Genomic DNA, 13,433 nt, shown 5'->3' with positions numbered 1-13,433 from the left:
ACTTAGCTGCTCTATTGATGTGACTTCAATATCAGAAGCCTGTTAAGAATTGATGTGACTTCAATATCAGAAGCCTGTTAAGAATTTAGTTATTTTAGCCCATTAAATAGCTTATGTAGTGAATTGAAAATAACTTACAGGGCAATCAGGGGGCTTAGCTGTTTAACTAATCATAAAATACAGTTACTCTTTTTTATTTTATTGCCGTTTATAATTTACAACACGGCTAATTCTTCCTAATTGGTATGAGCTTCAAATAAGGCAACTTCGTCGGTAGGCTGGCTTACACTATTTTTTTGTAGCGCAACATATAGATCGGAGTGAATATATATACCTTCTTTTCCTGACTTCATTCCTGCAATATCAAACCACGAAAGTAACTGACGTTTTCTACCTGCAAGCTCAAGCCTTATATCACGCTTTTTAAATATAACGTCGAGATCTGCAAGCATGGCCATTACACTTAAATCTAAATGAGTAAAGCAGGGCACAGCGTCAATTATTACACATTGTGTATCGTCTTTTTGCCTTGCGTATTGCTCAAGTAATCTGCGTTTAAAGTAGCTGGCATTAAAGTAAGTTAAAGGTGAATTAAAGCGATAGATGAACACACCTTGCACTGCTTTTGCTTTATCTGTGGCGTCTAAACTTCTTACTACACCGTTAACATCTACGCCTAATATGTTGTCTGTTGGACGCATAACAGTGCGAATAAATTGAAATAACCCTAGTAATACAGCAAGTGTGATCCCTGGTATAACGCCAATAAATAACACCGCAAGTAAGGTGGCTGAGGCGAGATAAAATGCCTGTTTGTCTTTTCGTTTTAATTGCCAAACAGCTTTTAAATCGAGTAAGTGTACAGAGGCAATAATAAGTACAATACCTAGCGCTGCGCTTGGAATAAATTCAAGTGGGGCTGTTAAAAATACAGCTATGAGCGCAATAATAGCTGCTGCAATTATTGATACTAACTGTGTTTTACCACCTGTTGCATCGTTAACCGCGGTGCGTGAGTCGGCGCCACTGACGGCAAAACCTTGCGAAAGAGCTGACGCTATATTGGCAATACCCAACGCTCTAAATTCTTTGTCGGCGTCTATGTCGTAGCCATTTTTAGCAGCAAAGCTGCGGGCAGTTAGCATCATACTAACAAAGCTCACGATGGCTAAGTTAAGTGCGGGTACCACCAGCTCACGAATAATCCCTAAATCAAAAACAGGGGTATTAAAAACGGGAAGCCCGCCAGTTACGGTACCAATAGTTTTTATATCAAGCTGTTTTAAATCAAAAATCCATACTAAAAGCGCACCAAAAGCAATGGCAAACATAGATGCAGGCCACGTGGGTTTTATGCGTTTCATGGCAAAGTAAACCGCCAATGTGAACAAGGCCATTAACAAGGTGGGAACATGTGTTTGCGCTAGGTACGTGGGTACACCACCTAGGCGTTCAAGTAGGTAGCGCTCGTCAAAGGTAAAACCGAATACTTTAGAAAATTGACCAACAATAATAGTGATGGCTACGCCGTTTAATAAGCCCATTAAAATAGGTTTAGATAAAAAGTCGGCTAATACGCCTAACTTAAATTTACTAGCTATAAAACACCAAAAGCCGGTCATAGCGGTCATGGTGACAACAAGTTGCCAATGTTTAAAGCTGTCACCTGCAGCAAGAGGGGTTACTACGGCTGCAATAACGGCGCAGGTGGCGGCATCAGGGCCAACTATTAGTTGTTTGGAAGTGCCAAAAAGAGCATATAGCATCATTGGCAGTATGCAAGAATATAACCCTACGGCGGCGTTAACACCGGTTAGTTGTGCGTAAGCAATGGCAACAGGTAAAGCTACGGCAGCTACCGATAGCGCCGCTCTTACATCATCAGCAAACCATTGTCGCTCGTAGTGCAGCAATGTATCTAAACCCGGCATAAAATTATATAAACGCGACAGCACTTCAACCTTTCCTGTTAATAGTAGTAACGCTTTGATAGTAAATTTAATATTCAAATAAGTATAGCTAGGTGGGAGTGTTTTTTACGTAATATAAAGCCACTTTTTTATAGGCGTAAAAAAGCCTGCATAAAAGCAGGCTTTAGTTTCTAGGGAAAATTAAAATTTAGCGCGAATACCAAAGCTGTAACGGCGATCCGCTTCAGTGTACTTCCAAGCACCACCTAGTTCAGATAGGTAAATAGAAGGCTCACCCGTTAAGTTGGTCGCATTACCTACTAAGGTCACGTTTTCGTTAATATCCCAGCTTGCAGAGAAGTCTAACTGGCCTCTGTCGTCACGGTAGTTATTACCGTAAACAGTACCTTCTGCTGAAATACTGCCGTCTGAGTTAATATTTTCTACACGTTTCTCGTTTTCAGTATCTAAGAAACTGTCACGGTAGTTATAAGCTAGACGAGTAGAGAAACCTTCGTATTCCCAAAATACTTGTAAGTTATACGTATTTTTAGAAATATCTAATAACGGGTTACCGTTTGGTTGCTCGCTGTCTGCGTATGTGTAGTTTGCGTTAATGCCTAAGCCAGAAAATGCACCAGGTAGGTCTGTAAAGAACTGTTGATAACCAACTTCAAAGCCTTGTACTGAGCCGTTTTCACCGTTTACATTTTTAACAGTATCGATACCCGTTAGTCCTGCGTCACGTAAGCCTGCTACATGGTTAAAGCCATCAGCATCTACTGGGAAGTCAGTTGCATCCGAGTAAACTAGGTTGTCTTGTGAAACACCTGCAACGTCAAGCTGACATACTTGGTTCCATTGAGTTACGTTTTGACCTGTTGAAGTGCTTGATGCAGCTACACAGCTACTTTCGTTACTTAAGAAAGATTCAACATCTTTATAAAATACTGCGAAAGAAATTACGTTACCTTGGTCAAAGTAATGCTCTACAGATAAGTCGTATTGCGTTGCACGATATGGTTCTAAATCAATAGAGCCTTGCGTTGCACCTGTGATGTCGTTATTAACGTCAAATGCAGGGCTTAGTTCGCTAAAGTCAGCGCGGCGCATAACTTTTGCTGCAGCAAAGCGGAATAATGTTTCGTCTGAGTAGTTATACGTTACGTTTAAGCTTGGTAAAAAGTCGCTGTAGTCATTGTCGCCAGTTACTTTTTCGCCATTAAGAAATACGCTTGATTCTAAATCTGTAGTTACATAACGACCACCCACAATTGCAGTGATGTTATCAAAGTCTAAGTAGGCTGATATATACACGGCAGCAGTATCTTCAACTACGTTGCGGTATGCGCTTTCTTGGAACTCTTGGTTATCTGAAAGACTACCTGTTGACGCTAGGTTAGTACCTGCAAGTAACTGCTGAAGCTGAGCGTAAGTATTGGCCAGGTTAGATAAACCGTTGTAGCTTAAAAAGGTTAGTAGGTCGTTTTGTCCCGAATGACCTAATTGGTCAAATGAGTTGTCGTGGCTAACTGTTGTAAAGCTATTTGAAAAAGCAGCGTTGTAGTCATCAACCCATAAAGTGGCTAACGAACCGTCTGAGTCGTTAAATGCATTTTTATAAATGTCTTTAATTTCTACTTTGTATTGCTCATATTCGTAATCGCGGTTAGTAACACGTACACCCGCTTTTACTTTAGATACCCAGCTTAAGCTGCTGAGTGGCTCAAACATTTCAACATCAAAACGAATAGCTGTTTCGTCATTGTCTGTTCTTCTATCTTCACTTTTAAACGTACGAAGTGCTAAGTTTTGTGGGTCAGTAAATGCATTAGGATCTGAATGAATGATGCTTGGTAATTTATTACCGTCTTGAGAAAATGCACCATCATATAAATGATTTGTTAGCTGAGTTCCACCACTTGCTTCAAATGTTGATTTTTCGATTGGGCGAAGTGTAAATTCAGAATCAGGTCTTACGCTTTCTGATGATGCTACCGCAATTTCACCAGAGATTTTGATACTGTCAGTAAGGTTCCACTCTGCACCAAGTGCATTTGAAAACGAGTCAGTTTCACGAAAGTCACTGTATGTTTTAGGAATACCAAATTCGTTTGTTAACGTGTAATTATTTACGCCGTTAGCATCTTGAGTTGTATTTGCATCTGTTGATAGTGAACCTGCGACACCTAAAATAGAGTTACCAGCTTGTTCACCTGAGCGCTTTGTGCCGCTTAAATCAAGATACACCATGCCATTACCAGATTGTGGTGCCCATTGAAGAGATAAATTTACAGCAGTTCGTTTACGCTGCTCTACGTATTGTTCAACACTGTGCTCGTCTCTTACGATAGCGTTGCCACTAGGTGTATTACCTTCTTGGCCATTAATTTCGATATCTTGAGGTTTAACACGGCTAGATGTTTCATCTTGGCGAATTTCGCGATCTTGGAATGAAAACATAGCAATGGCACCAAAGGTACCCATTTCATCAAAGTCCCAGTTGTTACCAATTGAACCACTAAAAATAGGAGCTACATTTTCTGTTTTATCAGCGTATTCGCCATCTAATGAAACTGCGCCAGTTAGTTTATCTAACTCTAATGGGCGAACTGTCTTTAAACTAACTGTTCCGCCTAATGCACCCTCAATCATATCGGCAGTAGGAGACTTAACTACTTCTACTGTTTTTAAGAAGCTTGATGGGTAATCTTGCAAGCTAATGCCGTCACGAGAGTCACCAATAGTAGAGCGACCATTTAATTCAACACGGTTTTGAGGTAAGCCACGAATCGAAACACTGTCACCCACACCAAAATCGGTATTAATAGATACGCCAGTAATACGTTGCAACGCTTCTGCAATATTATTATCTGGTAACTTACCAATGTCTTCAGCAACAATCGCATCTACAATACGTCCGTCAGTACGCTTAAGCATAGCGGCGGCTTTCATACTGCCTAGCATGCCTTTTACTTCAATAACTTCAATGTCTGCAGCTGCCGTTTCTGAAGCTGCGGGAGCCTCTTGCGCTGCAATATTTGAAGAAGCCATTAATAAAAGGGCTGCGGCACTGATTGTTGTAGAGCTACTTCTTTTATGCTTATTAATTAATGTTGAAGTAATTTGATTGAGTTTCATGTATCTCTCCCGTTTGGGTACGACTTGCGTCATTGTGTGTGTGTTGTTACTTGGCTTGGTTAACCAATTTAACTGTTTCTTTCCTGTAGTGTGTCATACAGGTGGTATGGTTGAAATTAATCCAATTCAACTTTATTTACAACCTTTGTTTACCAAAATTTCACAATGTGTATTACAAAAACCTCTTTTATTTTTCTTATATTTAATAAATTTAATGGCTTATAGGATGTTTTTATTTTTTGTATTTTGAATGAATTTTATTGAAGTATCTTTACCAAAGGCATTTTTATATATTATTTGTACTATTTAATACATTTGTTAGTACTATTTTGAAATTTTATGTCGTACTTTTATACGTGTTTAGTTTACTTTTTAAGTGATATTGAATTGGAAGAGCGACCATTAAAAGTTCTAAATGATTTATAAATTTGCGAAATAGTGGAGAGGTTAAAATAATTAAAAATCATTTTGGTAATACCAATTTTCTATTGTTTTTATATTGATTTTGTACTAGCTGGGGTAGGGGCGGTAAGCTAGGTAGCGATAAATAGATTTTTACGCAAAAAAAAGCCCAGCATAACAATGCTGGGCTTTCTTACTTTAGATGTATTAGCTTTGTAATTCGCCTGTAGATGATTCTAAATGTGCTCGTATGAACCACTGAAATTGCTCTAAATCGGCTAGTTGGCTAGTGATCATATCTTCAGAGACCGGATCTAGCTCAGAAAGAGTCTCAATCGCTTTGCGGTGATCGGCATTAACGCCATTATATACTTTATCAAGCGCAGCCAAATGTTCGGTTACTAGGCCTTTGCCTACTGAGTATTCGTCCCAAGTACGGCGATCTACAATTGATTTTGGTGTGCCAACAGGTACTGCACCAAGAGTCGCAATTCGCTCTGCAATTGTATCTGTCATTTCGCGCACAATGTCTACTTGTGGGTCTATCATTTCATGTACGCCAATAAAATTAGGTCCCACTACGTTCCAGTGAATATGCTTTAAAGTTAGTTGTAAGTCTATCAATGCAACCATGCGGTTATCGAGGGTAGCTATTGTTTTTTGGGCTGATTCGTCACTCATACCTGGCGCGGTAAATTTAGTTGTTTTGTTTGATTCGTTATTGTTACTCATAATTTCTCCTACATTAAGTAATGTGTTGCTCATATAATATGTTGCGTTATGAGCATGACTTAAACTTAATGAAGCAACTGTTATGCCGTAAGTTGCTTTATTTGAAAAGTAATTCAAAAACAATTGGTTATATTTTAAATTAAGGTTTCTAAGGCTGCAGAGGAGATTGGGTTTTTGAAAAGCCTGCATATATTTGTAAAATATGCAGACTTCGATTTAGTTACTCTTAGGTGTATTTAAACGTTGGCTATGTATTCGTGCGCTTTTAAAACATCGAGCGGCACTATTTCTAATGATTTTTTATTTGTAGCCTCAAGCACCACTGGTGGCGCAACGTTTGCTGAAATAGCATGAAGCCATCTTACTGCACACAAGCACCATTTATCACCGGCTTTTAAACCTTCGAAATCGTAAAGAGGGTTCGGGCTTATTAAATCGTTACCTTGTGATTTTGAAAATTGTAAAAATTCATCAGTCATAATTGCACACACACTGTGATTGCCAAGATCTGATTCTGGTACATAACAAAACCCTTCACGTGTGTAGCCACCATTACCGCAACATAGTTTTAAGCGTGTGCCGAGTACATTAAATTGATTCGCCATGAAATACCTTAATTTGTGGTGTTTAATAAATTTACTCTAACAGGAGTAACTCGCTTGAGATAGCTATAAAACTTAAAAGAGGGAAGGGCTACACAAACTTAAGCCCGCAGCAAATTGCGGGCTTAGTATTGTTTATTATTTAATACGCAGCGCCATACAATCGCTATGACCGTTTATGATCATGCTTTTATCAACACGCACGCCACCACCAGAGTATTTACCGGCGGCTGTAAAACTACATATTTGTACAAAGTAGTCGTCTACTTTAGGCAGTGCAAATAGTTGTTGGTATATTTGGTCTTGCTCTGCAAAGTGCCCCATTGTTTTTTCTATAACTTGCTGCTGCTCATCAATAAGTTGAATATTAGCGCCACAGCGTCCTACTATTGGTTTAACTACATAACCGGATTGTAATAACTCGTCGTTAAGCTCAAACGCGGTATTAAGTAAATATTTATGATTAGGGAATAAGCTCCACAGTATTGGCAAAATAGCCTTGTTACTTGGAATTAATGTCCACAGCGGTTCAAACACCATGACATTTTTACGCAGTAATACATCGACTAAGCGTGGCGTTTCACCAGCTTTGAATTGTGGTTCAAAGTTATCACCTAATGATTGGTCGGCTTCGCATTCTTCACGAATTTGATCAAGTGCGGTTTCCCACGACCAGGTTTTCCATACGTAACTCAGTTGTGCGCCATCAGTATCTACTATGTTGCCTGACTCATTCCAGCGAAGTGTGCTTAAGCCAATTACTAGCTTACATTCAAAGCCTGCGGCTTCAATAGCTTCTTTCATAAATAATGCGTGGTAATGTTCTTCTGGTTCATCATCTTGCAGAATATGAACAAGACCTTTTACCTCACTTTTTCGCCATGCTTTTACGAGATCTTTAAATAAATTTTGGCCTGCATCTACACCTGTTTTAACACTAAAGTGTTTTGCCCACTTTCCCTGAACTTTGCCGCTTTCCATGTAACACGATGCCGAATCGCAATTGTATTCGTAAACTTTTAAACCTGCTGCTGTTAAGGCAAAGTCAAACCGGCTGGTAATTAATTGGTTTAAGCGGTTATCCCACGATTGGCGAATTTTATTAAGCACAACATCGGGTAAATTAAACTTTTTTAATAACTCAGGGTGCTGCAATACATAGTCGGTTGCATGCATAAATAAGCCATGCAGCTCATTTGTTGCATGCTCAATGCTTTGCTGCGCCGTTTGAGATATTGCAAAGTAATTATGTTGATCCTCATCTACTGATGTAAGTTTATGGCCTTGCATCATTTCTACGTAGGCAGCTTCATCGTCATTCGCAATATTTAACCATGACTTGTTTGCTTGGCCTGTATCTACTGCTTTATGGGCTTCTATAGTAAATAAGTCAGTGTTTAGCTCAAACGTTGGCTCAGCATATTCTGTTTCATCAGTTTGTGTCATCCAACCTAAAATAGTGGCGTCGCTGTAAGAGCACTCAATCCAATAGTCGCCATCTTTAGTTACTTTTGCTTTTAGTTCACGGCACCAGTTTTGATTTGTTGGCCATATTTGATGCCCTACATTTTGCTCAGCAAGACGTATTTTATCTTCATGCACTTCAACAATGACAGCAACATGACCTGTTTCTTCAAACTCGCCGCCTTCTTCCCATATAAGTAAACTACCTACTTGAGGGGGATGTTTAGCACCATTTTTAAACGCGTTTAGTGGCAATCTGTTTTGGCTATTTACATCGCGCACTGAACGCAGCTCAAAAATATCGTAAGCCATGGCTATGTCATCAAAAATATAACCATGATTGAGGTACATCCATCTACGGGCAAATTCAACGCATTGCCATTTATAGCCCATGTAAATACCGTCTAGGTAACTACGATAGGCGCTACGATTAGGATAAATGCTTTCATCAGCCGTATCATAATCAGATGAGTAAACAGCAACATTACCAGGTGCATAACCTAATAAAGTACCAAAATCACTAGCAGAAGATTTCATAAACAAAGATGTTCAAAATAAGGTGTGATAATTTGCTGACTATATGAGCCAAACTGCGTTATAGCAAGATATTACTGGGTATAATCTTTAATTAAATATTGGTGCTAAATAGGGCTTAAAATTATATTTTATTAATCCATAGTTTTAAAAGCAGTAGTTAAGAAATCCCTCCTTCAAAGTGTTTATACATGTAAAACTGAACCTATATTCGTACTTTAGTTAATTTTTTGTTAAAGCATTGCGATTGGTATAGCAAAACTAGCTAAAATTAGTTAAAAGTTTTTAAAACAGGAAAAATAATGGAAGACATAATAAACAACATTGATATTAATCAATATTTACCCGCTGCAATTACGTGGGCAACCAACATATTACTAGCAATTGCAATTTTACTTGCAGGCTTATGGTTAGCGGGCAAAGTACGCAATTTAATTATTGGCTTGTGTCATAAATACACTCATCTTGACGATACGCTTTTTCGCTTTTTAGGCAGCATGGCTCGCTACATCATATTAGCGTTCGTTATTATTGCTGTGTTAAATCGCTTTGGTGTACAAACAGCCTCTATTATTGCTTTACTCGGTGCTGCGGGACTTGCTATAGGCTTGGCGTTACAAGGTGCAATGTCGAACCTTGCCGCAGGCGTTATGTTGCTAATATTTAGACCTTATAAAGTGAATGACTTTATTGAGGCTGCAGGGCGTTTTGGTAAAGTAACAGAAGTAGATATGTTTACTACTATTTTACAAACGTTCGATAACCAACAGGTTATTATACCAAATAGTCAAATTTGGGGCGCGCAAATTATAAACCATTCACATCATCCAATTCGTGGTGTGGATATGCATTTTGGTGTTGCTTACGGTGAAGATACAACGGCTGTACGTAAAGTTATAGATGGGGTACTTGCAGCGCACCCACATATACTAAAAGATCCAGCGCCTTTTGTTGAAGTAGAAACACTTAACAACAGCTCAGTAGACTTTTTAGTAAGGCCATTTTGTAAGGGCGAGCATTACTTTGAAATTTTATACACAGTGCCGGAGCTTATTAAAAAAGCCCTTGATGAAAACAATATAGAAATTCCATTCCCGCATCGTAAAGTTATTTTAGTTAACGAGAATAAAGATTAACTAAATTTAAAAATGCATAAACCTAAGAGCACTTTTAAGTGCTCTTTTTTGTGTGAAAAAGTTACATACCTGTGTAACTTTTTCTTTTATAAATCATCTCAAATACTACATTGTTATCTGTACAGCCCTTTTTTACTAGGTTGGATGGCTGGTCTTTATTTTGCATTTGCATAGTCGCTTTTAGCTTTAAAGCTCATAAAAACTATTGACCCATTAAATCAAACTGTATGAAGGACTAAACATGGCTGAATCATTTAAATACTCAGGTAATAAAGGGCATGGCGGCGAATTGCATCAAAAAGCGTCGGATGAACACCCTACCATGACCACCGCGCAGGGCTGCCCTGTAAGTGACGATCAAAACTCATTACGTGCGGGCAAACGTGGCCCCGGATTATTAGAAGATCACATAATGCGCGAGAAGATCTTTCACTTTGATCATGAACGCATTCCTGAGCGTGTAGTGCACGCTAGAGGCTATGGTGCACACGGATATTTTGAAACTTACGACACGCTTGAAGATTTAACCTGTGCAGATATTTTTCAGCGAAAAGGTGAAAAAACGCCTGTGTTTACTCGCTTCTCTACGGTTGCAGGTAATAAAGGATCACCAGATTTAGCACGTGATGTACGCGGTTTTGCGGTAAAATTTTATACCCAAGAAGGAAACTGGGATTTAGTGGGTAACAATATACCGGTATTCTTTATTCAGGATGCAATGAAGTTTCCTGATTTAATTCATAGCGCTAAAGCCGAGCCTGATCGTGGTTTTCCGCAGGCGCAAACAGCACATGATAACTTTTGGGACTTTGTGAGTTTGTCACCTGAGTCAATGCACATGGTTATGTGGGCAATGTCTGATAGAGCTATTCCACGCTCTTTACGCTTTATGGAAGGTTTTGGTGTTCATACCTTTAAATTTATTAATGCCAAAGGTGATGAGAAATTTGTTAAATTTCATTGGAAACCAAAAGGCGGAATGCAATCTGTAGTATGGAACGAAGCACTTAAGCTAAACGGCGCGGACCCTGATTTTCATCGCAGAGACATGTGGGAATCTATTGGCAACGGCGACTTCCCTGAGTGGGAACTAGGTGTACAGGTGTTTGATCAGCAATTTGCTGATGAATTTGAATTTGATGTTTTTGATGCCACCAAGCTTATACCTGAAGAGCAAGTACCAGTGCAAATTGTTGGTCGTATGGTGCTTGACCGTGTTGTAGACAACTTTTTTGCAGAAACAGAGCAAGTAGCATTTTGTACTCAAAACATTGTACCGGGGCTCGACTTTACACCTGACCCGCTACTGCAAGGTCGTAACTTTTCATACTTAGATACTCAAACCAAGCGTTTAGGTGGTCCTAACTTTACGCATATTCCGGTCAATGCGCCTAAATGCCCAATGCGTCATTTTCAGCAAGATGGCCACATGGCAATGCACAATCCAAAAGGGCGTGTTAATTATGAGCCAAACTCATGGAGCGGCGACGAAAACAACCCGCGCGAATGCCCAGTACATGGCTTTAAAAGCTCAAAGGAACCTGAAGTAAGTGGCGGTGATAAACTGCGTTATCGCTCAGAAACATTCAGCGATCATTACAGTCAAGCTCGTCAATTTTATTTAAGTCAAACAGAGGTAGAGCAGGCGCATATTCAATCTGCGTACGTGTTTGAGCTGTCTAAAGTTGAGCATTTTCCAATACGAGAACGTTTGGTATCGCACTTGGTAAATATTGACGAAACCCTCGCAAATAAAGTTGCCGAAGGTCTTGGCTTGCAAGAAATGCCAGATCCGGCAGAAGCTGCTATGCCAACACGTAAAGACTTACCTGTATCTGATGCGTTAAGTATTTTGAAAAATGCGCCCAACACCTTCAAAGGCCGTAAATTAGGTATTTTAGTAAGTGATGGCTTTAATGCAGAAATTTTCAATTCGGTTACCAATGCACTTAAAAGTGAAGGTGCAAACTTTGAAATTATTGCCCCGCAAGTTGGCGGTGCTAAATGCAGTAAAGGTAAGCACTTTAAAGCTGATCAGGTTATTAATGGTGGTCCATCGGTTTTATACGATGCGGTACTTGTACTCACCACCGAAGATGGAGCTAAAAAACTAGCTGCCATAGCAGAAGCTAAAGACTTTGTAAGTGATGCGTATGCACATATGAAATTTATAGGCTTTATAAATGAGGCTAAGCCTTTATTTAAAGCGGCAGGCCTTGATGGAAAAGCAGATGATGGTTGGATAGATTTAGAGGCACATTCAGCCGATAAATTTATAAATACATTGCGTAATTTAAGATATTGGGAGCGTTAGTAAGCTCAATAATTAAAAAACCACAGCATGTAATTGTTGTGGTTTTTTTTAGCTCAACTAGTTAAGGTATTAGTTCAAGCCAACAATAAAAAATTGGATATATTATGAAGCTTAATGGCGCTTGTCACTGTGGCAAAGTGGTATTTACGGTCAACTCAAAACACCCTTATCCTTACAATTTATGTTACTGCTCTATATGCCGTAAAACCGCAGGGAGCGGCGGGTTTGTTATTAATTTAAACGCGCAATACAGCACGCTTGAGGTTACAGGGCGTGAACACATAACTATTTATCATGCAAAAACAGGCGATAAAATCAGCCCTGCAGAGCGTCATTTTTGTAAGCATTGTAGTGCTAACTTGTGGTTATACGATGCACGTTGGCCTGAGCAAGTTCATCCCTTTGCTGGTGCAATAGATAGTGAGTTACCCATACCGCCAGAGCGCACTCATTTAATGCTTGGTAGTAAAGCAAATTGGGTAAATGCGCCCATTAATGAAGGTGACAAGCAGTTTGAAGAATACCCTGATGAAAGTATAGCTGCTTGGCATAAGCGTTTAAACCTCGAAAAGTAACGCAATTTTTTGTATGAGCTAAGCTTAAATTTAGGGGCAATTAAACGCATATTTAGTTAATTAAATATTAAAAATCACAGCGTAAGTAAAGGAGAATATTATGGCAGTCTCAGCAATACCAAAAGGGTTTCATTCAGTTACACCTTATTTAATTATGAATGACGCACAAAAAGCGATAGATTTTTATTGTGATGCATTTAGTGCTGAACATGTAATGCAGATGCCTTTACCTGATGGTGGAATAGCCCATGCAGAAATAATAATTGGTGATTCGCATATTATGCTTTCAGATAATGGTTCTGAAGAGCATTTAAAAAACCCAAAAGAACTCGGTGGTACAGCGCTAAGCCTTATGCTTTATGTTGAAGATGTTGATATCGTGTTTAAAAAAGCAATTGAGCTTGGTGCAACAGAAATAAGACCCGTACATGATCAGTTTTATGGTGATAGGACCGGCACACTACAAGACCCATTTGGTCATATATGGATCATTGGTACACATAAAGAAGATGTTAGTGACGAAGAGTTAAATAATCGAATTGGGAATATAACAAATCAAGAGCAAGACGCATAATTAGCGCGTGTTAACCTTTCGAGGTTAAATTTACGGCAGCGTGTTGGTG

General features: G+C 39.2%; 9 protein-coding genes. 4 read left to right on the top strand and 5 right to left on the bottom strand.

Features of this window, described 5'->3' with window-relative positions; genetic code table 11:
* Positions 1 to 236: 236 nt before the first annotated feature.
* The 5 genes from H5117_RS16950 to gss all read right to left on the bottom strand — a co-directional run bounded on the left by H5117_RS16950 (position 237) and on the right by gss (position 8,788).
* Positions 237 to 1,955: a SulP family inorganic anion transporter gene (locus H5117_RS16950; RefSeq protein WP_182738741.1), complete on the bottom strand. Its 1,719-nt coding sequence runs from the start codon at positions 1,953 to 1,955 to the stop codon at positions 237 to 239.
* A 156-nt stretch (positions 1,956 to 2,111) separates the two neighbouring features.
* On the bottom strand, positions 2,112 to 5,051 hold the full coding sequence (locus H5117_RS16945) for a TonB-dependent receptor (protein ID WP_182738730.1): 2,940 nt from the start codon (positions 5,049 to 5,051) through the stop codon (positions 2,112 to 2,114).
* A 609-nt stretch (positions 5,052 to 5,660) separates the two neighbouring features.
* On the bottom strand, positions 5,661 to 6,185 hold the full coding sequence (gene dps / locus H5117_RS16940) for a DNA starvation/stationary phase protection protein Dps (protein ID WP_024595435.1): 525 nt from the start codon (positions 6,183 to 6,185) through the stop codon (positions 5,661 to 5,663).
* A gap of 236 nt (positions 6,186 to 6,421) precedes the next feature.
* Positions 6,422 to 6,790, bottom strand: coding sequence for a DUF2237 family protein (locus tag H5117_RS16935; RefSeq protein WP_024605487.1), 369 nt, complete (start codon positions 6,788 to 6,790; stop codon positions 6,422 to 6,424).
* A gap of 135 nt (positions 6,791 to 6,925) precedes the next feature.
* The gene (gene gss, locus H5117_RS16930; protein ID WP_182738729.1) at positions 6,926 to 8,788 is read right to left on the bottom strand and encodes a bifunctional glutathionylspermidine amidase/synthase; all 1,863 of its coding nucleotides are present in this window, start codon (positions 8,786 to 8,788) and stop codon (positions 6,926 to 6,928) included.
* Between the two features lie 299 nt (positions 8,789 to 9,087).
* Between gss and H5117_RS16925 the strand changes: the two genes are divergently transcribed.
* From H5117_RS16925 to H5117_RS16910, 4 genes are all read left to right on the top strand, one after another.
* On the top strand, positions 9,088 to 9,921 hold the full coding sequence (locus H5117_RS16925; protein ID WP_182738728.1) for a mechanosensitive ion channel family protein: 834 nt from the start codon (positions 9,088 to 9,090) through the stop codon (positions 9,919 to 9,921).
* 241 nt (positions 9,922 to 10,162) lie between these two features.
* Positions 10,163 to 12,235, top strand: coding sequence for a catalase (locus H5117_RS16920; protein ID WP_182738727.1), 2,073 nt, complete (start codon positions 10,163 to 10,165; stop codon positions 12,233 to 12,235).
* A gap of 104 nt (positions 12,236 to 12,339) precedes the next feature.
* Positions 12,340 to 12,810 carry a GFA family protein gene (locus tag H5117_RS16915; protein ID WP_182711468.1) on the top strand — a complete coding sequence of 157 codons (471 nt, stop codon included), beginning with the start codon at positions 12,340 to 12,342 and terminating at the stop codon, positions 12,808 to 12,810.
* 100 nt (positions 12,811 to 12,910) lie between these two features.
* The gene (locus tag H5117_RS16910; RefSeq protein ID WP_182738726.1) at positions 12,911 to 13,384 is read left to right on the top strand and encodes a VOC family protein; all 474 of its coding nucleotides are present in this window, start codon (positions 12,911 to 12,913) and stop codon (positions 13,382 to 13,384) included.
* Positions 13,385 to 13,433: the final 49 nt, after the last annotated feature.

The organism is Pseudoalteromonas sp. SG45-1 (assembly GCF_014164135.1).
Classification (GTDB): Bacteria; Pseudomonadota; Gammaproteobacteria; order Enterobacterales; family Alteromonadaceae; genus Pseudoalteromonas; species Pseudoalteromonas distincta.
The sequence above is the reverse complement of the archived record's forward strand: the minus strand, read 5'-3'. Positions and strand labels throughout refer to the sequence as shown.

Bases quoted from the DNA above. Each gene is read 5' to 3' on its own strand.
- H5117_RS16910 (WP_182738726.1), top strand. From the start codon at position 12,911: ATGGCAGTCTCAGCAATACCAAAAGGGTTTCATTCAGTTACACCTTAT.
- H5117_RS16920 (WP_182738727.1), top strand. From the start codon at position 10,163: ATGGCTGAATCATTTAAATACTCAGGTAATAAAGGGCATGGCGGCGAA.
- dps (WP_024595435.1), bottom strand. From the start codon at position 6,185: ATGAGTAACAATAACGAATCAAACAAAACAACTAAATTTACCGCGCCA.
- gss (WP_182738729.1), bottom strand. From the start codon at position 8,788: ATGAAATCTTCTGCTAGTGATTTTGGTACTTTATTAGGTTATGCACCT.
- H5117_RS16925 (WP_182738728.1), top strand. From the start codon at position 9,088: ATGGAAGACATAATAAACAACATTGATATTAATCAATATTTACCCGCT.
- H5117_RS16915 (WP_182711468.1), top strand. From the start codon at position 12,340: ATGAAGCTTAATGGCGCTTGTCACTGTGGCAAAGTGGTATTTACGGTC.
- H5117_RS16945 (WP_182738730.1), bottom strand. From the start codon at position 5,051: ATGAAACTCAATCAAATTACTTCAACATTAATTAATAAGCATAAAAGA.
- H5117_RS16935 (WP_024605487.1), bottom strand. From the start codon at position 6,790: ATGGCGAATCAATTTAATGTACTCGGCACACGCTTAAAACTATGTTGC.